General features: G+C 69.3%; 19 protein-coding genes and 1 pseudogene. 10 read left to right on the top strand and 10 right to left on the bottom strand.

The window, feature by feature from the left end:
* Positions 1 to 165: 165 nt before the first annotated feature.
* The 3 genes from NN2_RS32380 to NN2_RS32370 all read right to left on the bottom strand — a co-directional run bounded on the left by NN2_RS32380 (position 166) and on the right by NN2_RS32370 (position 2,032).
* Complete coding sequence (locus NN2_RS32380; RefSeq protein WP_063018722.1) at positions 166 to 738, bottom strand: RNA polymerase sigma factor; 573 nt, start codon at positions 736 to 738, stop codon at positions 166 to 168.
* A gap of 86 nt (positions 739 to 824) precedes the next feature.
* Positions 825 to 1,517: a Rieske (2Fe-2S) protein gene (locus NN2_RS32375; protein WP_063018721.1), complete on the bottom strand. Its 693-nt coding sequence runs from the start codon at positions 1,515 to 1,517 to the stop codon at positions 825 to 827.
* Positions 1,514 to 2,032 carry an RNA polymerase sigma factor gene (locus tag NN2_RS32370; RefSeq protein ID WP_063018719.1) on the bottom strand — a complete coding sequence of 173 codons (519 nt, stop codon included), beginning with the start codon at positions 2,030 to 2,032 and terminating at the stop codon, positions 1,514 to 1,516. The genes NN2_RS32375 and NN2_RS32370 overlap by 4 nt, the downstream gene beginning before the upstream one ends.
* Positions 2,033 to 2,250: 218 nt before the next feature.
* Here NN2_RS32370 and NN2_RS32365 point away from each other — a divergent pair, with 218 nt between their 5' ends.
* From NN2_RS32365 to NN2_RS32350, 4 genes are all read left to right on the top strand, one after another.
* Positions 2,251 to 2,787: a hypothetical protein gene (locus NN2_RS32365; RefSeq protein WP_146098623.1), complete on the top strand. Its 537-nt coding sequence runs from the start codon at positions 2,251 to 2,253 to the stop codon at positions 2,785 to 2,787.
* Positions 2,788 to 3,033: 246 nt separating this feature from the next.
* Positions 3,034 to 3,711, top strand: coding sequence for a hypothetical protein (locus NN2_RS32360; RefSeq protein WP_063018715.1), 678 nt, complete (start codon positions 3,034 to 3,036; stop codon positions 3,709 to 3,711).
* A gap of 58 nt (positions 3,712 to 3,769) precedes the next feature.
* Positions 3,770 to 5,908, top strand: a complete 2,139-nt coding sequence (gene ligA / locus NN2_RS32355) for an NAD-dependent DNA ligase LigA (protein ID WP_281210189.1) — start codon at positions 3,770 to 3,772, stop codon at positions 5,906 to 5,908.
* Positions 5,909 to 5,910: 2 nt separating this feature from the next.
* Positions 5,911 to 6,426 (top strand): GNAT family N-acetyltransferase, encoded by a 516-nt coding sequence (locus NN2_RS32350; RefSeq protein ID WP_063018713.1) that lies wholly within the window; start codon positions 5,911 to 5,913, stop codon positions 6,424 to 6,426.
* Between the two features lie 87 nt (positions 6,427 to 6,513).
* Here NN2_RS32350 and NN2_RS32345 read toward each other — a convergent pair whose 3' ends face one another.
* On the bottom strand, positions 6,514 to 7,167 hold the full coding sequence (locus NN2_RS32345; protein ID WP_030512928.1) for an ACT domain-containing protein: 654 nt from the start codon (positions 7,165 to 7,167) through the stop codon (positions 6,514 to 6,516).
* 396 nt (positions 7,168 to 7,563) lie between these two features.
* Here NN2_RS32345 and gatC point away from each other — a divergent pair, with 396 nt between their 5' ends.
* The gene (gene gatC / locus NN2_RS32340; RefSeq protein WP_036503944.1) at positions 7,564 to 7,860 is read left to right on the top strand and encodes an Asp-tRNA(Asn)/Glu-tRNA(Gln) amidotransferase subunit GatC; all 297 of its coding nucleotides are present in this window, start codon (positions 7,564 to 7,566) and stop codon (positions 7,858 to 7,860) included.
* The gene (gatA, locus tag NN2_RS32335; protein WP_063018711.1) at positions 7,860 to 9,332 is read left to right on the top strand and encodes an Asp-tRNA(Asn)/Glu-tRNA(Gln) amidotransferase subunit GatA; all 1,473 of its coding nucleotides are present in this window, start codon (positions 7,860 to 7,862) and stop codon (positions 9,330 to 9,332) included. The genes gatC and gatA overlap by 1 nt, the downstream gene beginning before the upstream one ends.
* Before the next feature lie 115 nt (positions 9,333 to 9,447).
* Here the strand turns inward: gatA and NN2_RS32330 are convergent, their stop codons facing one another.
* Positions 9,448 to 9,897, bottom strand: coding sequence for a MarR family winged helix-turn-helix transcriptional regulator (locus tag NN2_RS32330; RefSeq protein ID WP_036503940.1), 450 nt, complete (start codon positions 9,895 to 9,897; stop codon positions 9,448 to 9,450).
* A gap of 128 nt (positions 9,898 to 10,025) precedes the next feature.
* Positions 10,026 to 12,707, bottom strand: a complete 2,682-nt coding sequence (locus NN2_RS38825; RefSeq protein ID WP_245658942.1) for an alpha/beta-hydrolase family protein — start codon at positions 12,705 to 12,707, stop codon at positions 10,026 to 10,028.
* 350 nt (positions 12,708 to 13,057) lie between these two features.
* Between NN2_RS38825 and NN2_RS32320 the strand changes: the two genes are divergently transcribed.
* From NN2_RS32320 to NN2_RS32305, 4 genes are read left to right on the top strand one after another with little or no spacing between them, the layout of a single operon-like run.
* Positions 13,058 to 14,305, top strand: coding sequence for a sensor histidine kinase (locus NN2_RS32320; protein WP_082857434.1), 1,248 nt, complete (start codon positions 13,058 to 13,060; stop codon positions 14,303 to 14,305).
* A gap of 28 nt (positions 14,306 to 14,333) precedes the next feature.
* Positions 14,334 to 15,284 carry an undecaprenyl-diphosphate phosphatase gene (locus tag NN2_RS32315; RefSeq protein WP_063018709.1) on the top strand — a complete coding sequence of 317 codons (951 nt, stop codon included), beginning with the start codon at positions 14,334 to 14,336 and terminating at the stop codon, positions 15,282 to 15,284.
* 7 nt (positions 15,285 to 15,291) lie between these two features.
* The gene (locus tag NN2_RS32310; protein ID WP_036503935.1) at positions 15,292 to 15,951 is read left to right on the top strand and encodes a response regulator; all 660 of its coding nucleotides are present in this window, start codon (positions 15,292 to 15,294) and stop codon (positions 15,949 to 15,951) included.
* 51 nt (positions 15,952 to 16,002) lie between these two features.
* Positions 16,003 to 17,868, top strand: a complete 1,866-nt coding sequence (locus tag NN2_RS32305; RefSeq protein WP_063018707.1) for a serine/threonine-protein kinase — start codon at positions 16,003 to 16,005, stop codon at positions 17,866 to 17,868.
* A 31-nt stretch (positions 17,869 to 17,899) separates the two neighbouring features.
* On the opposite strand, the gene NN2_RS32300 is transcribed toward NN2_RS32305, so the two are convergent.
* The 4 genes and pseudogenes from NN2_RS32300 to NN2_RS36745 all read right to left on the bottom strand — a co-directional run.
* Entirely contained in the window at positions 17,900 to 18,931 is a 1,032-nt protein-coding gene (locus NN2_RS32300) for an ATP-dependent 6-phosphofructokinase (protein ID WP_030512937.1), read from the bottom strand.
* A gap of 156 nt (positions 18,932 to 19,087) precedes the next feature.
* Entirely contained in the window at positions 19,088 to 19,963 is an 876-nt protein-coding gene (locus NN2_RS32295; RefSeq protein ID WP_063018705.1) for a serine hydrolase, read from the bottom strand.
* 163 nt (positions 19,964 to 20,126) lie between these two features.
* A complete protein-coding gene (locus tag NN2_RS32290; protein WP_051755103.1) occupies positions 20,127 to 21,047 on the bottom strand; it encodes a serine hydrolase in 921 nt (306 codons plus the stop codon).
* Positions 21,037 to 22,148, bottom strand: a pseudogene (locus NN2_RS36745) (hypothetical protein); the annotation flags it as partial. The pseudogene NN2_RS36745 and the gene NN2_RS32290, both read right to left, overlap by 11 nt.

The following is a 22,148-nucleotide window of genomic DNA, read 5'->3' as shown; positions in this document are numbered from 1 at the left end:
GCTAGCCCCCTTGTCGGCGGGGGTCGCGCACGCCGACAGTGTGATGACGCCGAGGGCGACCGTCGCGGCGGCGGTGAAATTCAGAACGAGGTGTCGTGGCATCGGATCCGGCCTCCATCCGGACCCCGCGGAGTGCGGGGCTTCACCGACAGATAGGCGACCGGGTTACAGGCCGAGGTCGATATTCAGTTCCGACGCCGCGCGCAGCGCCCGATGCTGCAGCACCTTCGCATTGGCCACGCTGATGCCGAGCGCGGCGGCCGATTCGCGCACCGACAATCCCTGCAGGAAACGCAGTTCGAGAATTTGGCGGTAGCGTTGCGGGAGTTCGCCCAAGACCGCGCGGACGTGTTCGGGTGCCCGCGACGCGGCGGAATCGGTTGGCGCCGAAGCGGTCTCGTCCGAAATGTCGTCGTCGATGACCGTGATCTCGCGGCCCATCCGCGATCGCCAGTGCGCGGCGAGCACCGTGCGAGCGGTGGTCCGCAGATAGGCGCGCACCTCGGCGACGCTCGCGGTGATGCGCAGCGGTTTCAGTGCGGCCACGAACACCTCCGCGGTGAGATCCTCCGCATCCGGTTTGTTGCCGACCTTGCCGAAGATCAGCGCGTAGACCCAGCCGACGTTGTCCCGGTACACCTCTTCCCAGCTGGGATAGCGATCTTGCGGTACCAGTCGCAGGTCGCGACGCCGGGGCTCCTCCGGCGATCGCGACCCGGCCGTGGATCGCCCTGCCATCCCAACCACCCTCCTGCAGCCCGGTGACGCACGCGCCTGTCAGGGATAGATACGGGATGTGGTTACATGCGGTTCGGTGCGCGCCGTCAGGCCGGCTTCTCCGGTGCGAACACCTCGATCGAGCCGTTCGCTTCACGGACCTGCAGCCGCGGCAGGGGAGCGGGGGTGCGGGGCAGCTCGTGGGTCACGACCTCACCCTCGAAACCGAAGGAGGTCGAGTGGCACGGGCAGCGCAGCCGAGCCGCCGCCGCGTCCAGCCACAATTTGCACCCCTGATGGGTACAGATTCCCGACAGCGCGTAGACGACCCCGTCGCGGCGGCGGAGGAAGCCGTTGACGGCGCCGAGATCGAACGGTGTGGTCGCGCCGTCGGGCAGCTCCGCACTGGCGAGGACCGGCTGCCAGGTTCCGTGCGACGGCACCAGGGTCTGCTGTGCGGCAGGAACTTTCGGCTCGCTGGATCCGCTCAGCACCGTGTGGTCGATCACCCCGCCCGCCGCGGCCGCGGCCGCCACCGACGTGCCGATCAAGACCGCGCGCCGGGTGGGACGCCGCGTGCGCGCACCCGGGTCGGCGGCGGGCTCGTCGAGGTCCTCGGACAGGCGGTCATGCAGTCGGGCGATGAACTCCTCGTCGGGACTGCCGGCGCCGGTCCGGGCCGCCCGCAGCGCGATCGCGGCGCGGATCTGGGCGGCGTCGTCATCGTCGGGCCGGAAACCGCGCGGGCTGCGGCCGGCGAGGATGTCGTCGACGTAGCGCTCCACATCTTTGCTGCTCACAGCGAGCCTCCTGATCCGGGACGGGCGGCCGATCGCAGCGCCGAGCGCTGGCGTGCCTCGGCCTCGGGAACGCTGACACCGAGCCGCGCCGCTGTGTCGGCCATCGAAAGTCCTTGCAGGAAACGTAATTCCAGGATCCGCCGATCGGGTTCCGGCAGTTCGGCGAGCAGATCGCCGAAGGTTGCCGGCGTGGTCGAGGTACTGCCGGGCGGCTCGGTGTCGATCACGGTGATCTCCCGGCCCACCCGGGAGAGCCAATAGCGGGCCAGGACCGCACGCGCGGTATGTCGCAACAGTGCCGGAATCTCCGATGGTTCCGCACCGAGGGGCGATGGCTCCAGCGCCGTCATGAACACCTCCGTCGTCAGCTCTTCGGCATCGGGCGCGGCGCCCACCTTCGCGAGCATCAGCGCGTATACCCAGCCGACATTGCCGCGGAAGATCTCCTCCCAGTCGGCGTAGCCGTCCCCGGATGGCGGCGCCGGTGTGGGCGCCGACTCGGGCTGCCCGCTCATCTGCCGCCGCCCTCCTCTCCGGTGCCGCCGCACTCGAGTCCCTCTCGGGCCGATCGGGTGTGCGGACACTGTGCCGCCGTCGAAAACTGTGCCGCCATCAATTAGATAGCAGGGCGGTTACACAGACCACCGATTACGCGCCACGAGCCGGGCGGAGCGCCGCGCCGCGTAACCCGCGCTCCTATCTGCAGGCACAACGACTGCGAGGAGTGAAGAAGATGAACGTGGCATTCGGGGTGCAGTGCGCACGAGTAGTGGCGGCCGGCGTTGCCCTCGCCGGTGCGATCGCGGCGGCCGCACCCGGTGGCGCTGCCGGGGCGCCGGACCATGCGGCCGTCGATCCGGTTGCCACGCAGTGTCTTTGGGCCGACACCGCGCATCCGCGCGGAGAGACCGTCACGGCGGGCGGGTGGAGTTACAGCTGCGGAACCGACGCCGCCGGCGCACCTCGGTGGATTCGCGGGGCGGCGGCGATGGGGTCGAGTACGGTGCCCGATCCGGGGGCGGCGAACGCGCCCGCCGGACATTTCAGCGCGGGAGCCCGGCAACCCGGCACCGAATACACCGATTACTGCGTGGGCGACCAGTTGATCGAAGGGCGCGACAATGTCTACGAAGTCACGCCGAGCAGGGACGGTCTGCTGTTCTGGCGGCCCGCCGCGGCCGTGGACTCGTGGACGTTCGACCCCGGCAGCCATCCGGCGCCGCCCTCCGCGCGCGGCCCGAGCCTCTGCCGGGACAGTCAACTTCTCTGAATTCGGGCCTTCCCGGCGTCGCCCGACCATGGGCCGCGGCACATCGGCGAGTGAAGCACCGGCGGACGGGTAATCGCACTGCCGAGCGAAGTTGTCGCGGTGCGGCGCCCCGGGTGCGGTGGTCGCGACGGTTTCGGTGCGAAAGTGCGGCGGCCGGGCGGTGACGTTCGTCCGGTTCGTGTCGGTGGGACAGGAATCGGCGTGTTCTCCGTAGGGTCGCCGGTGTCGAGGAAAGGGGCCGTCCGAATGTTCGAGCGGGTAGTGCAGAAGTCGGTGGAGACGTTCGTGCGGGCGGGGACGGGGGTGCAGGAACCGCTGGCGGCGAAGTACGTCGGCCGGTTGCGGCGCAAGCATCCGGAGCGGACGCCGGAGGATATCGAGCGCGGCCTGCGGTGGCGCTATCTGGGCGCGGTGACCGTCAGTGGCACACTCGCGGGCCTGTCGGCGGCGGTGCCCGGAGTGGGCACGATCATCGGACTGGCGGCCAGCGGTGTGGAATCGGTCTTCTTCATGGAGGCCTCGGCGTTCTACGCCGTCTCGGTGGGCGAGCTGCACGGGATGCGAACGATGTCGCAGCAGCAGCGCCGGGCGCTCGTGGTGGCGGTGGTCCTCGGCGAGGGCGGGGCGCAGTTGCTCGGCAAGGGCGCCGGGCAGTCGGCCAAGGATTGGGCCTCGGCGGTGGCGGACAAGCTTCCGGTGGTCCGCTCGATCGACAATCCGATGGCCCGCAAATTCATCGTCGGGTTCATCGCGAAGCGCGGGGCGTTGCTGTTCGGCCGGGCGCTGCCCGCCGGCCTCGGTGCGATCATCGGCGGCACCGGCAACTACGCGCTCGGCCGGGCGGTACTCGCGAACGCCGATCGCACCTTCGAATCGGCGCCCAAGTCCTGGCCGGACGACGTCCGGGCCGCCGTCAACGCCTGATTCCGACGTGCCCGAAGGGTCCGCGAGCATGTCGGTGGGCTGGGCTAATGTGCCAGAGGTGAGCGAAACCGGGATCGAGGACGCACGTGCCGCCGAGGCGGCCGACACCGCCGAGGCGGCGACGGGCGACGAGCGCACCGAATGGCAGCAGCTGGCCGAGGAGGTCCGCGAGCACCAGTTCCGGTACTACGTGCGCGATGCGCCGATCATCTCCGACGGTGAGTTCGACAAGCTGTTCCAGCGCCTGCTGGCGCTGGAGGAGGCGCATCCGGACCTGCGCACACCGGATTCGCCGACGCAGCTGGTCGGCGGCGGCTTCGCCACCGATTTCACCGCGGTCGACCATCTCGAGCGCATGCTCTCGCTGGACAACGTGTTCGACGAGGACGAGATGCGCACCTGGATCAGCCGGGTGGTCGCCGAAACCGGGGCCGATACGCACTTCGTCTGCGAGGTGAAGATCGACGGCGTGGCGTTGAACGTGGTCTACGAGAACGGCCGGCTGGTGCGCGGTGCCACCCGTGGCGACGGCCGCACCGGTGAGGATGTCACCCTCAACGCGCGCACGATCGAGGACATCCCCGAACAGCTCACGCCCACAACGGAATTCCCGATTCCAGAGCTGCTCGAGGTGCGCGGTGAGGTGTATTTCCGGCTCGAGGACTTCGAGAATCTGAACGCCGCGATCGTCGCCGAGGGCAAACCGCCCTATGCGAATCCGCGCAATACCGCCGCCGGATCGCTGCGGCAGAAGGATCCGGCGGTCACCTCCCGGCGCCGGCTGCGCATGATCTGCCACGGCTTCGGCCGCATGGTCGGATTCAGCCCGTCCTCGCAGTTCGAGGCCTATCGGGCGCTGGCGGCCTGGGGCCTGCCCGTCTCGGCGCACACCGTGCGCGTGCAGGGCGCCGACGCGGTGGTCGAACGCATTCGGTACTGGGGTGAGCACCGCCACGACATCGAGCACGAAATCGACGGCCAGGTGATCAAGGTCGACGAGTTCACCCTGCAACGCCGCCTCGGCAGCACCTCGCGCGCCCCGCGCTGGGCCATCGCCTACAAGTACCCGCCGGAGGAGGCCACCACCCGCCTGCTCGACATCCAGGTCAACGTCGGCCGCACCGGCCGGGTGACGCCGTTCGCCGTGATGGAACCGGTCACCGTCGCCGGCTCCACGGTCGCGATGGCCACGCTGCACAACGCCTCGGAGGTCGAGCGCAAGGGCGTGCTGATCGGCGATACCGTCACCATCCGCAAGGCCGGCGATGTCATTCCCGAGGTCCTCGGCCCGGTGGTCGACGTGCGTGACGGCAGCGAACGGCGCTTCGTCATGCCCACCCACTGCCCGGAATGCGGCACCGAGCTCGCTCCCGAGAAGGAGGGCGATGCCGATATCCGCTGCCCGAACCAGCGGCATTGCCCCGCGCAGCTGCGGGAGCGGGTCTTCCACATGGCCGGGCGCGGCGCGTTCGACATCGAGGCGCTGGGCTACGAGGCCGCGATCGACCTGCTGAAGTCGGGCGCGATCGCGGACGAGGGCGATCTGTTCGACCTCACCGAGGAAAAACTGCTCGGCACAACGCTTTTCGTCAACAAGAGCGGCACCCTCTCGGCCAACGGCAAACGCCTGCTGCAGAATCTCGACAGCGCGAAGGACCGTCCGCTGTGGCGGGTGCTGGTGGCACTGTCCATCCGCCACGTCGGGCCGACCGCCGCGCGCGCCCTGGCCGCCGAACTGGGAAGTATGGCGGCGATCGAGGAGGCGTCGGCCGAGGCGCTGGCGGCCGTCGACGGCGTCGGCCCGACCATCGCGGCCGCGGTGAAGGAATGGTTCACCGTCGACTGGCACCGCATCATCGTCGACAAGTGGCGTGCGGCCGGGGTGCGGATGGAGGACGAGCGCGACGAATCCATCGAACGCAACCTGGAAGGGCTGTCGATCGTGGTCACCGGCTCCCTGCAAGGATTTTCCCGCGACGAGGCCAAGGAAGCGATCCTGGTGCGCGGCGGCAAGGCGGCCGGATCCGTGTCGAAGAAGACGGCCTTCGTGGTGATCGGTGATTCCCCCGGGTCCAAGGCGGCCAAGGCCGAGGAACTCGGTGTGCCCATTCTGGACGAGGACGGGTTCCGCACGCTGCTGGCGGAGGGGCCCGATGCGGTGCGGCCGGAGTCGGATACCGAGGACGAATCGGACTGAGGATGGATCAGCTGGATACGGGGGTGCGGATTCGTCCCGCCGGCCCGGACGATTTCGCGGCGATCGCACTGCTCACGGTCGACACCTACGTCGGCGAGGGGCATGTGCATTCCGAAAGTCCCTATGTGGCAGAACTTTCCGATACCGAGACCAGAGCGCGCGAAGCCGAGGTCCTCGTCGCGGAGCGCGACGGAGACCTGCTCGGTTCGCTGACCATCGCGCGGCCCGGCACCCCGTACGCCGATATCGCGGGGTCGGGCGAACTGGAGTTCCGCATGCTCGCGGTCGCCAAGCGTGCCCGTGGCGCCGGTGTCGGCACCGCTTTGGTCCGGACCGTCGTCGAGACGGCCCGGGCGGAGAGTTTCGCCGCCGTGGTGCTGACCACGATGCCCGGGATGGCCGACGCACGCCGCATCTACGAGCGGCTGGGATTCGTCCATGTGCCGGAACGGGATTGGCACACCGACGCCGGGCTGCCGCTCACCGTGATGCGGCTGGAGCTCACGCGAGGCGCTTAGGCGCATCCGGCGCGAGGCGGGCAGGGGCGGGCACCGCGCAGGTGCCCACCGCTGCTCGTCGCCGAAATGTGCTGCGCCGCAAGCGGTTCAGCTCAGCACGGTGGCGATGATGCCCGCCAGATAGCCCAGCCGCGCGATCTCGGACGGACGGAAATCCGGCCCGCCGGGGCGGCCCAGCAGCAGCGCCTTGCCGGTGTTGCCGAGCGGGGCGGCCGCGAGCTTGGTGTCCATGTCCCGCCAGATCTGCGGGACCCAGTCGGCCTCGGGATCGAGGGCGGTCGGCTTCTCGAGCGGCATCCACGGCACACTGCCGGCCTGCGTCTCGGGTGCGCTGGTGCTGCCGACCAGACGCTGGCCGCCGCCGTGCGGGCCCAGATCCATCACGGTGCTCCATCCGACCTGCAGGACGCGCGGGACGCCGTCGACCAGCACTTGCAGCCGGTCGTCGCGGGCGGTGGCGACCTGGTCGATCAGCTCCAGCTCGCGATGGGTGTCGAGAATGCCGGAATACGGACGCAGCGAATCTACCCGCACATCGGCGAGCGATTCCGCCGCGGTGATCAACGTGTCGGGCAGCGCGCCCGACGGAACTTCCACCACCAGATCGTCGATCGCATATCCTGCGCCGCGTTCGACGACATCCAGCGAGAGGATGTCGGCGCCGACGGAGCCCAGCGCTACTGCGAGTGAACCGAGACTTCCTGGGCGATCCGGAAGCTGCACGCGAAGCAGATATGACACGTGCTTGCCTTCCTTTCCTGTGCGACCGAGACTTTCGGACGTATACCCGAGTCTCGCAATACTTACACCCACTGCTTCCGGCAAACGATTCCACGCGGGGGCAGTGAGGTACGCCACATTCATTGTCGGCCGAACCCCCGGTGCCGTGCCAGTGCCGTTCCGATGACGTTGTGATGTCAACCGTGTGTCCGGCGCGCACCGGAACGAACAGCGCAGCCCGACCGTGACCGGATGGCTACAACACGCACCCATTAGGCTGTGTTGTCCGAGCCTAATGGGGAGGCCCTGCGTGGTTACGCATCCGCTGCCGCCTCCGGGCCTCGACCCCATTAGGCTGTCCCATGCGCAGCACACTGCGCCATCGACACGCACCAACCTGCCGAAAGGGGATTCGCGGTGTCCGCCATCTCCCGCGACGAGGTCGCACACCTCGCCCGGTTGTCCCGGCTCGCCCTCACCGACGAAGAGCTCGATCTGTATGCCGGTCAGCTGGATTCGATCCTGAGTCACGTGCAGGTCATCACCGAGGTCGCCGCCGACGTACCGGCCACCGCGTCGCCGAACCCGACCGCCAACGTCACCCGCCCGGATGTGGTCGTTCCCGGGCTCAGCCCGGACGAGGCCTTGTCCGGCGCCCCCGCGGTCGACGAGCAGCGGTTCATGGTTCCGCAGATCCTGGGAGAAGGCGAGTAATGAGCGGCGATCTGACGAAACTGTCCGCGGCCGAGCTGGCGGAGAAGATCCACGGCCGCGAGGTGTCCTCGGTGCAGGTCACCGAGGCGCATCTGCAGCGCATCGCAGAGGTCGACGGTGAGCTCAACGCCTTCCTGCACGTCGCCGGTGAGCAGGCGCTGGTGACCGCCGCCGAGGTCGACGCCGCGATCGCCGCGGGCACCGTGGCCTCGCCGCTGGCGGGAGTTCCGTTGGCGCTCAAGGACGTTTTCACCACCACGGATATGCCGACCACCTGCGCGTCGAAGATTCTCGAGGGCTGGGTGTCGCCCTACGACGCGACCGTGACGGCCAAACTGCGCGCCGCAGGCATCCCGATCCTGGGCAAGACGAACATGGACGAGTTCGCGATGGGTTCGTCCACCGAGAACTCGGCGTACGGCCCGACCCGCAACCCGTGGGACACCAGCCGCATCCCCGGCGGGTCCGGCGGCGGTTCGGCGGCGGCCCTGGCCTCCTATCAGGCGCCGCTGGCGATCGGCACCGACACCGGTGGTTCCATCCGTCAGCCCGCCGCGGTCACCGCGACCGTCGGTACCAAGCCGACCTACGGCACCGTCTCCCGCTACGGCCTGGTCGCTTGCGCGTCGTCGCTGGACCAGGGCGGCCCGTGTGGTCGCACCGTGCTCGACACCGCCTTGCTGCACGAGGTGATCGCCGGTTACGACCCGAAGGATTCGACCTCGCGCGATGTGCCGGTGCCGGCGCTCGTGGAGGCCGCTCGCGCGGGTGCGCGCGGCGATCTGACCGGCGTCAAGGTCGGCGTGGTGAAGGAGCTGCATTCCGACAGCTATCAGCCGGGTGTGCTCGCCTCCTTCGACGCCGCGGTGGCGCAACTGAAGGATCTGGGCGCCGAGGTGGTCGAGGTGTCGTGCCCGCACTTCGAATACGCGCTGGCGTCCTACTACCTGATCCTGCCGAGTGAGGTCTCGTCCAATCTGGCTCGCTTCGATGCCATGCGGTACGGCCTGCGCGTCGGCGACGACGGCGCCCACTCCGCGGAGCAGGTCATGTCGCTCACCCGCGAGGCGGGGTTCGGCCCGGAAGTCAAGCGCCGCATCATGATCGGCACCTACGCGCTCTCGGCCGGATACTACGACGCCTACTACGGTCAGGCGCTGAAGGTGCGCACCCTGATCGCGCAGGACTTCGACAAGGCCTACGAGACCGTCGATGTGCTGGTCTCGCCGACCAGCCCGTTCACGCCGTGGAAGCTGGGGGAGAAGGTGAACGATCCGTTGGCGATGTACCTGTCGGACCTGTGCACCCTCCCGACCAACCTGGCCGGGCACTGCGCGATGTCGGTGCCGTCCGGGCTGTCAGCCGACGACGGCCTGCCCGTGGGCCTGCAGATCATGGCGCCGGCGCTGGCCGACGACCGGCTCTACCGCGTGGGCGCCGCCTACGAGGCCGCGCGCGGTCCGATCGCCTGAGCGCACGCGATCGGCGAGCTCGTTCCGGGCCCGGATGCGTGGCGGCGTACCCATCAGGTGACGCCGCCGCGCGGGCCGGACGACAGGCGCGCGTTTCGGATCGTCGATACGCCGATTACGGTCGTGGCCACGGGCGGCCGTCGAGCCGCTCGATATCGGTGTTGAAGCGCTGCAGATAGTCGGCGAAGCGCGCGACGTCGTCGGGAGACCAGCCCTCGAGCACGCGGCCCAGACCTTCGATATTGGCATTGCGTTCGGCGTCGAGGTTCTCCTCGCCCGCCGGTGTGATGCGGAATTTGCGGGCCATTCCGCCCTCGGGATCGGGGATGCGCTCGACGTGTCCGGCGCGCAACAGCGCCGCGGTCTGCCGGTTGAGGGTGGAGGCATCGAGACCGAACGCCTCGCTGAGCTGGCCGATCGACATCGGGCCCTCGATGGCGAGCCGGCTGAGCAGCAGGTAGGCGCTGCGATCGAGACGGGTGCCGTCGCGGCGATAGCGCGGGTGAATGGTGTAGCGGCCGAGCAGCATGGTCTCGAATTCCACCAGATTCGTGGGCTTGTCCATGCCGTCCTTCCGCCGATTTACAGTTCTGACCTGCGAGAACCGGTATAGCACACGGCTGGGGCCGCGCGGGCACGGTGGTCGGCTGGGTGGGAGCGGCGCCGTGGCCGCCGTGGCTGCCGCACTCGACGTCAGCAGCTCCCGAGGGCGGTGCCCTGATCGAATCCGTAGCGGTGGCCGTGGCCGGGGCCCGGGGCGAGGGCGGAGAGCATATCCGCGGTGGTCTGCACCCAGCTCAGTCCCGGCAGCCATATCGGATGGGGTGCGTCGTGACGGGCACCGGTGAGATCGGGTGCGCGCCAGAGCAATTGCGGCGACCACTGCACCACCGGATCGGAGGAGTTGGCGAGGACGGTGGCCCCGCCGCGGTGCACGGCCGATGCCGGTGGGCCCGCCCACAGCGCGGCGCAGACCCGCGCGCTTTCGTCCCGGTCGTCGGCGAAGATCGCGCTGCCCGCGGTCGCGCCCAGGCTCTGGCCGTAGACGTAGAGCTTCGGCGGATGGGCCAGGGCGGCCAGGCGTCGTTCGATGCCGGTGAACAGTGCCCGTGCCGAGCGTTCGGCGTCGGCCCGGGCGAACAGGAAGGTCGCCCAGCTGGGCGCCTGCGAATATTGCATGCCGACGAGCGTCGCATCGCCGTCGAACCGCTCGTCCAGGCCGCGGGCGGCGTTGGCGTCGAGCCAGCCCGATCCGGTCGGCACCATCATCACGAGGTGGGCGCGGTCGAATCCGCCGGATCGTTCGATCTCCCGAATCGCCAGCGCGACACGGGAATCGAGATCGGGAGCCGAGTCCAGACCGATGTAGACGCGCACCGATCGGCCGCGTTCGGCGACGAATTTGCGCCCCTCCGCTCCGAGCGAGGCCCAGCTCACTTCCGAATCCGGGCTGCCCGAGCGGGTGTAGGAGACCGGCCGCACCACTGTGGGATCCATGGCGGCGTCGGCCGAGGCGAATGCCGACCGCTGCCAATTCACGACTGCCGGAAGCAGGGCGAACTGGCAGCCCAGGACGGTGGCGGTGACCAGTGCGGTCGCCCGCAGTCTTCCCACATACCGTGCCGCGCAGCGTAATCCACGCCCGACGAGCACGATCGGAACGACCACCGTGACGACGCCGATCGCCCAATGCAGCCAGTACCGCACACCTACCGGCGGAAAATCCATGGCCGCCCGCAGCCGGTTCTGCCAGTACCAGGCATGGGTCAGCGCGGCACCGGCCACCGAGCAGGATGTGATCAGGATCGCACTCCGGAACCGCCTCGTCCGCACCTGCATATCGAACGTCCAGTGCCTCAACACCTTCCGTCCTAGTCCCGCCACACCCAGCGCGATGAGTACCAACAGCGCGGTGAGCAACGCTTGCGCGATCGAGGTGCGCGGAAGTAGGCCCGGCGCCAGCGAGGCGGAAATCCCCGCCGCCACAGCCACCAGTGTCCCGGTCCGAGGCGTGCCGATGGTGACGAGCCGCCGAATCGTCGCGCCGAGTGCGTGCCGCGCCCGCTCGGACGCACGGGGAGGCAGCGTCGTGGGAGTTGGTTCGCCGAGCGAGGGTGGTGCGAAGCATGTCCGTACGGTGGCATCGGAGTCGGCTGCCGACGAATTGCCCTGCGTGCCAGTTGAATCTGCAGGACGGTGGGAGTGCTTCGGCGTCGATCGGTGCTTACCGTTCGTGCCAGTGCCAGTGCCAGTGCCAGTGCCAGTGCCAGTGCCAGAGCCAGTGGCAGAGCCCGTGCCCGGCGTCGCCGTCCTTCGTAGGTTGCTCGCCGGTTGGGTGCACGAAACCTCTCGCCCCCCACCCGGCCGCTGGAATGGTGAAAGTTCCAGCGCCGTAACGGACATCCGCGCCCGATCCGGTACCCATCCGCCGGCGCCGCCTCCCGCCGCCGCTGTCACCGGAGTGCCGAGCCACAGGCCGATCCCGTCGACACCCCGCACCGTAACGCTGCGGAGCTGAATAGCCCTGCGCGACAGCCACTCGCGTGCTCCTCGTGCGGCCTGCGACGCCGCTGCACCGATGCGTGCGGCGGGGAGAACGCGCCGGTCACGATCGCCGGCACTCCCAGCCCGGCGTCCGCTCCATCCGCGCCCGGCCGGTACACCGCGATTCGAATCCGACCACGGCGACCACCGATTCGCCGGTGCCGCCGTACGTTGCCCTCCCCGTCGCGGCCGGATGGTTCGGCGCACGATGGCGAACAACGCCGCCACCATCAGCAGCACCATGGCGAGCCGGGCGAGCACGTGGGCGATCTGCGGTCCGAGCTCCGTTCCGGAGAGCTGCCGGCCGAACAGGTATTCGGGCATCGGCGCGGCGTAGTTCTGGCGGCGGGAGTTCAAATCCACCGCCGCGGTGGCGACGGATGCCATCGTGGTGCAGCGAGCGCGGGCGAGCAGATCGCCGCGCGTATCGCAGGCGGCGAACATCCGGGTTTCGAGGGCGTTGTCGACGGCTCGGCGTGCCCACGGGCCGAGGGGATGGCCGCGATCTGCGGCGTAACGCAGCAGGTCGTAGCCGAGGTCGTGGGCCTTGCAGGCGGTGTCGAATTCGGTGGGCAACGGAATCGGCGAGGAGCACTCACCGGACGGATCGACCGGCATACCTGCCAGCTGAACCGGCCGGTACCCCTGTGTCGCAGCGAAATCCGCGGGCATCACCGCTAGCTCCGGCCGGTCACCGGTCAGCGCCCGCACCGCATCGCGCGCGGCCGCATTCTCCGGCGCGGGTCCGACTTCGGCCGCCCCCGCCCCCGGCGATGACGACACCAGAATCGCGATCACCGCCGCGACGAGGGAGACGAATCCGGCGATCACGCGCAAAGCCCCACGCCGCCAACGCTTTACGCCGCACCTGCGCGCCCCGCCCCGACTTGGCATCGCGGCCGACAGCGTACTGTCGTGCCCGCGCCGCGCACATCGGCCGTCGCGTCCCGGCCCGGCGTCAACCACTGTGGTCCCGCCGGCCCCGTGCCCCGACCCATCCGCAATTTCGCTCATGGCGGTCGAAGGTAGGAATCGGGAACCGGCGCGCACCTCACGCTGCGGATCGATTTCGGCACCGCTACCGGGGTGCGCGCGGTCGGCCGTCTCATACCCCGGTAGGGGGCGAGATGTCGATCCCCGGGGTGAGGACGGATCGCCGGGAAATTTCTAGGCTCGTCACCATGAGACGGGCGATACGAGTGGCGCGGCAGGCGCGGGCGGCGGCGCGAACTCCGGGCCGGGCGCGGCTGTGGTTCGACATGGCGACGGTGGTGGTCGTGGGAACGCTGTTCGCGGTCGGCTGGCCGACCCTGCACCTCACCCATCAGGTGCCGGCCGCCGCACAGCCGTTCATCGCCGCGCTGGCGGTCTTTCCGCTGGCGTTGATCCGCGTCAACCCGGCGCTGGGCTGGGCCATCTCGGCCGGTGCGGCATTGCTGATCGCGCTGGCCATCCCGCATCAGCCGGGCAACGATCTGCCGTACCAGGTCGTGCACATTCTGGTGTTGTTCGCGTTGCTGTTCGCGGTGGCGGTGCGGGCGCCCATGCAGATCGTGCTGATCGCGTGGATCGCCTCGTCACTGCTGTTCGCGACCACGATGGCGGGCACCAGCTCGTTCGCGGAGGCGGGTTTCGGCTGGCCGCTGGCGATGACCGGGCTGGTCGGATTCGGTCTGCTGGTGCGCTGGCTGGTGCTGTCGCGGCAGGCGCTGGTGCGGCAGGAGGAACAGAACGAACTGGAACGGGCTCGCCGCGCGATCCTCGAGGAGAAGGCTCGCATCGCGCGCGATCTGCACGACGTGGTCGCCCACCACATGTCGATGGTCGTGGTGCAGGCACAGACCGCGCCCTATCGGGTGCCGGACGTGTCGGACGCGGCCCGTGCGGAGTTCGACTCCATCGGCGCCTCCGCCCGGGAGGCGCTCAACGAGATCCGCAGTATGCTCGGCGTCCTGCGCAGCGACGGTCAGCTGCCCGAACACGCGCCGCAACCGGTCGCCGCGGACGTGGTGTCGGTTCTGGACGGCGTGCGCCGGGCGGGTGTGCGCATCGACTGGACCATCGACGGTCCGCTCGCCGCGGTCCCCGATACCGTCGGCCTCGCGCTGTACCGGATCGTGCAGGAGTCGCTGTCGAACGTCTCGCGGCATGCGCCGGGCGCGGCGGTCACCGTGACGTTGACGGTGGCGGTGCAGGCAGTGGAGGTGCTGGTCGCCAACGATGCCGGGACGGGCGGGGTGCCGGTGGTGAGCTCGGACGGCAGCGGTATCTCCGGAATGCGGGCCCGGGCGGAATCCATCGGCGGCATGCTGGCCGCCGGCCCGCGCTCCGAAGGTGGCTTCCAGGTGTACGCGCGGTTACCGATCCTCGTCGCGGAAGGAACCGTCGAGGCACCCGCCGCGGCTGCCCTGCCGGGCGCGCGGAACTGAGTGCGCGGTCGTGTAAGACTTAGCGGCGATGCTCACCTATTTCCAAGCCATCGTGATCGGCGCGCTGCAGGGCGTCACCGAATTGTTCCCCATCTCGAGCCTGGGCCATTCCGTGCTGGTGCCGGCCTGGTTGGGCGGCAGCTGGGAGAAGCTGGTCACCGAGGGCGACTCCGACAACGGCACCCCGTATCTGGCCTTCGTAGTCGCCTTGCACGTGGCGACCGCGCTCGCACTGCTGGGCTACTACTGGCGGGATTGGCGCGACATCATCATCGGCTTCGTGACCACGCTGCGCACCCGGCGCATCGAGACCTCGTCGCAGCGGCTGGCCTGGCTGATCGTGCTGGCGACCATTCCCGTGGGCGTGCTCGGCCTGCTGCTGGAACATCCGCTGCGCACGTTGTTCGCGACGCCGATCTACGCGAGCATCTTCCTCACCCTCAACGGCGTGGTGCTGATCGTCGGCGAGGGCCTGCGCCGGCGCAACGCGCCGTCGCTGGCCGAATACGGTCGCCGCTTCGCCGCGGACGAGGCCCGCGCCGACGCGCAGGCGCGCGGTGTGGCGCTCCAGGAGGATCTCGAGGTCCCCTCCGACGAGCGGCTGGCGGCGCTGTCGGTCAAGGACGCGCTCGGCATCGGCCTGGCCCAATCCGGTGCGCTGCTGGCCGGATTCAGCCGCTCCGGCCTCACGATGGTCGGCGGCCTGCTACGCGGACTCGACCACGAGGACACCGCGAAATTCGCCTTCCTGCTCGCCACCCCGGTCATCCTGGCCGCGGGCGTGCTGAAGCTGCCGGAGCTGGCCGGTCCGCAGGCCGCCGGCATCCACGGACAGGCGCTGGTGGGGGCGATCGTCGCCGGCATCGCGGCGTGGCTGGCGGTGCGATTCCTGGAACGGTTCTTCAAGTCCCGCACACTGCTGCCGTTCGCGGTCTACTGCTTGGTCGCGGGGCTGCTGTCGATCATCAGATTCATCTGAGGCGGGTATGCCCATCACCGTATTGATCGCCGACGATCAGGCGATGGTCCGGCAGGGGTTCGGCGCGCTGCTGGCCGCCCAGCCCGATATCAGCGTCATCGGCGATGCGGCCAACGGCGCGATCGCGGTGGCCGAGGCCAAACGGCTGCGACCCGATGTGGTGCTGATGGATGTGCGCATGCCGGAGATGAACGGACTCGAGGCGGCGCGCGCCATTCTGGCCGCCGGATTCGATCCGCCGGTGCGCGTGCTGATGCTGACGACCTTCGATATCGACGACTACGTGTACGAGGCGTTGGGCCTGGGCGCCAGCGGATTCCTGCTCAAGGACGCGCCCGCCGACGAACTGGTCCGCGCGGTGCGGGTGGTCGCCGAGGGACAGGCGCTGCTGGCGCCGACGGTCACCCGCCGCCTGATCGCCGATGTCACCCGTCGCCGCGCGCGCCCGAAACCCGCTCCCGCCCTGAACGCGCTGACCCCGCGTGAACGCGAGGTCCTCGAGCTGATCGCCAAGGGCATGTCCAACACCGAGATCGCCGAGGCACTGTTCGTCGCCGAGCAGACCGTGAAAACCCATGTCTCCAAGGTGTTTTCCAAACTCGATCTGCGTGACCGCGCGCAAGCGGTGGTGATCGCCTACGAATCCGGCCTGGTCACGCCGGGCTGAGCGATCCGGGTAGGATCCCCACCTGGTACGTCGCCGGAAGGGGGAACGTAGGTGTTGAACAACGGTGACGTGTTCGCCGGCTTCACCGTGGAGCGACTGCTCGGTCAGGGAGGGATGGGATCGGTCTATCTGGCGCGGCATCCGCGCCTGCCCCGGCTGACCGCGTTGAAACTGCTGAATCGCGAGCTGTACACCGATGCCGAGATTCGCGCCCGTTTCGAACGCGAGGCCGATCTGTGCGCACAACTCGATCATCCCGGCATCGTCGCCGTCTACGACCGCGGCGTCGAGGACGATCAGCTGTGGATCTGCATGCAGTATGTGGACGGCGTCGACGCCGCGACGGTGAATCCGCTGACGCTGCCGCCCGAGCGCGCGGTGCAGATCATCGAAGGTGTCGCCGACGCATTGGATTACGCACACGGCAACGGTGTGCTGCACCGAGATGTGAAGCCCGCCAACATCTTGCTGGCCCGGGCGGTGAGCGGCAAGGGAGAACGTGTTTTCCTCACCGACTTCGGAATCGCCCGCCTGCGTGAGGATTCCACGCACCTCACCCAGGCCGGCATGTTCACCGCCACCCTCGCCTACGCCTCGCCGGAACAGATGACCGGTGTCGAACTCGACCACCGCTCCGATCAGTATTCGCTGGCCTGTGCCCTGTACTGGCTGCTCACCGGAACCGGGCCGTTCGACTCCGAACATCCCACCGAGGTCATTCGCGGCCACCTGCAACTGCCGGTCCCGCCGGCCAGTGCGCGGCGCGCCGGACTGTCCCCGGCGATGGACGGGGTGATCGCCCGCGCCATGGCCAAGCGAGCCTCCGAAAGATTCAGCAGCTGTACGGAATTCGCGGCCGCGGCGCGAGCGGCGCTGACCGCGCCCGCGGGGGCGCCGCCGGTGAGCGGTGCGGCTCCGACGCTGATCCGTCCCGGCGGGCCGTCGCTCGTGCAGCCGAACTCGGCGCGAGTTTCCGGCGGACCGCATCCTGGTACCCACACGCAGGGATACCCGCCCGCGAACGGTGCAGGCATGCCCGCCGGACCGCACCCCGACACCCATACGCAGGGATATCCGCCGGCGAACGGTGCTCGCGTGCCGACCGTGGTTCCCGTTGGGGGACAGCAATATTCGTCGGCCGCGAATACCGGCGGCCCGGCGAATGCCGCGTCCGCTCGGGTGCCGATGCCGGCCGCGACACACTCTCCCGCAGCACCTCCTCTCGGGATGCCATCGCCCGCAAGGCCCTCTCCCGCAGGGTATTCCGCGCCGCCGCCCGGCTACCCGCCTGCCCCGGGATACCGGCCGCGGCCCCCGAAGCGCTCGGGCGCGATGGTGGCCGCGATCATCGTCGCCGTGCTGGTGGTGGTGGCCGTCGTCGTCGCGATCGTGGTGGTGGTGCTGCAGAAGAACTCGAAGGGCAATGATTTCGCCGCTCTGAAGTCGACGTTCCCGCAGCTGGTGAAGCCCTCGGGTGTGGGAAGCAGCGGCACCGGATACGACGGCCAGTCCTGTTTCCGCGAGACCGACGGCAAAACCCTGCGTACGCCGGGTGACGCCGCCGATCTTCGTTTGGGTTCGTGGACCGCCGCGTGGGACTGCTGGGGAGCGGTGGACAAGCCTGAATACGCGGTCCTGTCCTACGACTCGTCGTCGGATGCGCAGCGCGTGGTCGCGGGGTTGCCCGCCAACCGGAAGGGGGCGGGCGTCACGGGTAGCGACGTGAAATACGACAGCTACATGTGGAAGTCGGCGGACTCCGCGATCCCCAACGAATTCTGGAAAGTCATCGCGTTCCGGGACTCGGCGCGATCGCGATATCTGATCGTCGCACACGGTCAGTACTGGCCCGGTTTGCAGGAGGGCAAGACGTACCAGGAGTTCGATACCTGGTGCAACGACATGCCCATGGCATAGGGCCGCGCCGCCGGCGCGGCGCCGGCCTCCCTCACCCGAAGAACGCGGCGGCCTCCCCATGCCGATCGGTCGGTACCAGCTTGAGCTGTTTGGTGGCCTCCGCCAGCGACACCAGGCCGATCTCGGTGCCGTGCAGCGCCACCATCTGACCGAACTGGCCGGCGTGGACCGCTTCGGCGGCGTGCAGGCCGAAGCGCGTCGCGAGCACCCGGTCGTAGGCCGTCGGCTTGCCGCCACGCTGGACGTGGCCCAGCACCGTGGTGCGGACCTCCTTGCCGATGCGGCGTTCGATCTCCACGCCCAACTGGTGGGCCACCCCGGTGAACCGCTCGTGGCCGTATTCGTCGACCCCGCCCTCGCGCAGATGGAACGAGCCCTCGGCGGGTTTCGCGCCCTCGGCGACCACGCAGATGAAGTGTGAATCACCGCGCTGGAAGCGGCGTTTGATCATGGTGCACACCTCGTCGACGTCGAAGGGCACCTCGGGGACGAGGGTGAGGTGGGCGCCGGAGGCGATGCCGGAATTCATCGCGATCCAGCCGGCGTGGCGGCCCATCACCTCCACCAGCATGACGCGCTGATGCGATTCCGCGGTGGTGTGCAGCCGGTCGATGGCGTCAGTGGCGATGGTGACGGCGGTGTCGTGGCCGAAAGTGGTGTCGGTGCAATCGATGTCGTTGTCGATGGTCTTCGGCACGCCGACCACCGGCACCCCTTCGTCGGAGAGCCAGTGGGCGGCGGTGAGGGTGCCCTCCCCGCCGATCGGGATGAGGGCGTCGATGCCGTTGTCGTCGAGGGTGCGTTTGATTCGCCCCAGTCCCTCGAGCAGCACGTCGGGATTGGTGCGGGCGGTGCCGAGCATGGTGCCGCCCTTGGTCAGCAGCCGGTCGGTGCGGTCGTCGTTGTGGATGTGGATCTTGCGATCCTCCAGTAACCCGCGCCAACCGTCCTGGAAGCCGACGATCGCGTCACCGTAGCGGCCGTTCGCAGTGCGAACGACAGCTCGGATGACCGCGTTCAAGCCTGGGCAGTCCCCGCCTCCGGTCAAGACTCCGATGCGCATGCCGCTATCTTGCCGCGCCCGGCCGCGCGGCGCAGCCCCGCCCCCGTTAACCGGCGGTTACAGCAACCGGCTACCACAGGCAGCGGACATTGCGGGCGCGCGGTGAGGTCGTCGCGCGGCCGCGCGGTGGTGTGAATGCGCAGCCGCGCGGTGGCGTCACTGCGCGGGCGCGCAGTGGCCGGCCGGAAGGTCGTCGAGATGTTTCGTGATCAGCCCCGCCATCTTGTTGAGAATCTGGGTGCCGTCGTCGAAGGTGCCCGATGTCGCCTGTGCGGCAAGGGAAATGGCGACATCGCCGTTGGGTGTGGTCAGCAGGCCGAATTGGCGGACCAGGTAGTTGCCGCTCGGATCGGGGCCCCAGCCGCCTTTGAAACGGGTGTTGTCCAAATGTCCGAGGCCCCACTGCTGGCCCCAGACCACCTTGCCCATCAGCGTGGTGACGGTGTCGGCGTCGGGCAGGCAGGGCAGTCGCGATGCCCAGCGCACCTGGTCGGCCAGCGACCAGTCGGCCTGGCCGAACGCCGAGTACTCGGCGCGTGAGCGGGTCGCGGGGACGGTCGTGGTGGTGTCACCCCCTTCACGCAGCACCGCCTGCACCGCCTTGGCCGCCGCGTCGGGGGCGCCCAGCGCCTGCCACAGTCCGTCGGCTGCGGAGTTGTCGGACTCGGTGATGGCCGCCGACATCTGATAGGTGCTGGTGTTGCCGTTGGTGCGCAGAACGGCAAGTGTCAGTGGGACTTTCATGGTCGACCAGGAGGGGCCGGTGGTCCAATCGCCCATCTGCGCGGTGCGCTGGCCGCCGACCGCCATGATCGCCATACCGGCGTGCCCGTCCAGACTCGGCCGCAGCGCGGTGAAATCGGCTGCCAGCGAACCCGGCAGCGCGAACATCGTGACGGGGGCGGACGAGGTGCTCGCCCTGGTCGTCGTGGTCGGCATGCTGGTCTCGGAGGCGTTCGAGCAGGCCACCGGGCTCAGTAACAGGCCCGCTCCGAGCAGCGCCGCCGCACAGCGAACAGCGCGAAAAGCCATGGCCCGCTTCGTGCTCGGCCGGAGTGGTGCGTGCACCTGTTCACCTCCACATCATGCGGATGGCCCCGCACGGCACCATCCGTCAGACGAGGAATTGTGTGCGGTCGCGGCCCGCCGGTCAAATGCGCCGACCGTCGACGGCGCATATGAGACGACTGCGCAATCACCGCTCGCATTCTCCGCCGTGCAGTTCGTGCACGTGTTCGGACAGCAGTGCCGACATCCGGTTCATCATTTCGACCGCGTCATCATAGGAGCCCGAATCCGGTTGCGCCGCAAGGGCTACCGCGAGCTGACCGGACCACGTCGGCACCAGTCCGAACTGGCGGACCAGATACGCTCCGGTGTCGTCGTCGGGTCCCCAGCCGCCCTTGTACTCGGCGCCGACGAACGAACCCAGGCCCCAGCTCTGGCTGTCGGTGATCTGCTGCATCAGATCCACCACCCGCGAAGCATTGTGCAGGCACGGCAGCCGGGCGGCGAAGCGCAGCTGATCGACCAGACTCCACTGGGTGGCGCCGAAGACCATGGGGTCGTCGATGGATTGGCGCGCATCCGGATTGTGCCGGTCGGCGACATCGGTGGTGGTGTCGCCGGCCTCGCGCAGCACCGCCTCGACCGCTTCGGCCGCGGGTTCACCGCCACCCAGCGCGATCCAGAGTGCTTGGGCCGCATCGTTGTCCGAGGCGGTGATGGCGGCCTGTGCGACATCGGCCAGCCCGACCGGGTCCCGGCGCAGCGCCGCGAGGGCGAGTGGCACCTTGATCGTCGACCAGGCGACTCCCGTGGTCCAGTCGCCGAGCGTGATCACGCGGTCGCCGCCCACGGCCATCACCGCCAAGCCCATCCGGCCGGGTAACTGCGCGCGCAGGTTGGCGAAGCCGGCCACCAGACCGCTGGGCAGGCTGGGCGTCGAGTCGGGAACGGGCGCCGGACGCACCATGTCGGCGGGCGGCCGGGACAGGCCCGGCTCGGTACTGACCGCGGCACCGTGCGCCGCGCACGCCGAAACGAGAAGTGGGACAACTGCCAAGAACAACCGCCGCCGACCCTGGCGCCCGGTGGGCGTCGGGTCAGTAGACATAGACCACCGCGTTGTCACCGCCCGTACAGGTGACGACCTTGCCCGAACTGGTGCAGGTCATCGGATAGGACCGGCCCGTCACCGGACTCACCGCGATGATCGAGGTGCTGGCCTCGGCGGTGGCCGCACTGGTCGCGCCGTGGGATTCGGCCGCTTGCGCATACGCCTTGCGCACCGCTTCCGCGAAACCGCAGGAGGTCACCGAGGAACCGGTCGCGGTCTTGGCGAACGAACCCTGGGTTGTCGAGGTCTGCGAGCACGGGGTCGCGCCGACCGGAAGATTGGCCGGCGTGCCGGTCGTGGTCGGCGCCGCGGTCGTGGCCGGCGCGGAGTTGGTCGCCGGTTGCTGGGCGGTCACCGCCGGGGCGGCCGGGCCCGCCGCGGTGGCCGGGTGGTCGTTGTTCGACGACGAGCCGAAGACCTGCCAGCCGACCACGCCGATACCCGCCAGGACGGCCGCACCCAGCACACCGAGGACGACCGGAACCGCGACCGATCGCGAGCGCTTCGCGGGGCGCGAATCCTGCGAACCCGTTGCCGCCACGGCGTATTCGTCATCGAAGTACTCGTCGTCGGCATAGCCGTCGTCGTAGCCGTCGTCCTCGTACCGGACGTCCTCCTCGTAGCGAGGGTCGTCGCGGTAGCGCAGATCGTCGTCGTAGCGGGTGTCGTCGTACCGGGCGTCGTCGTAGCCCTCGTCTCCGGCGACGTCGAGGAACTGCGTATCGCCCGCTGCCTTCGCGGCGGTGCCGAACTGCGAGACATCGAGGAACCGGGTGTCCTGGTCGCGGGGCGTGCGATCGGTGCCGCCGGTGCGGAACTGCGAGATGTCGATCAGTTCGGTCTTCTCGCCGGGCTGCAGGTCGGCGTCGGAGAGGTCGGCATCGGAGAGGGCGGCGCCGGATCGCGCGTTGGCCTCGGGACGGGTGCTGAACTGCGTCGGGTCGAGCAGTTGGGTGCGGTGTTCGGAACCCGGTGCCGAATCCTGCTCGGCGTCGGAATGTTCGGCGTCGGAGTGGTCGGCGCGGTCGCGAACCTCTTCGCTCCCGGGCACGCCGTACGCGCGGGTCGGTACGGCCGCGGACCGCCGGGCCGGCTCGG

The sequence above is a fragment of the Nocardia nova NBRC 15556 genome, assembly GCF_001613005.1.
Taxonomy (GTDB): Bacteria; Actinomycetota; Actinomycetes; order Mycobacteriales; family Mycobacteriaceae; genus Nocardia; species Nocardia nova.
The sequence above is the reverse complement of the archived record's forward strand: the minus strand, read 5'-3'. Positions and strand labels throughout refer to the sequence as shown.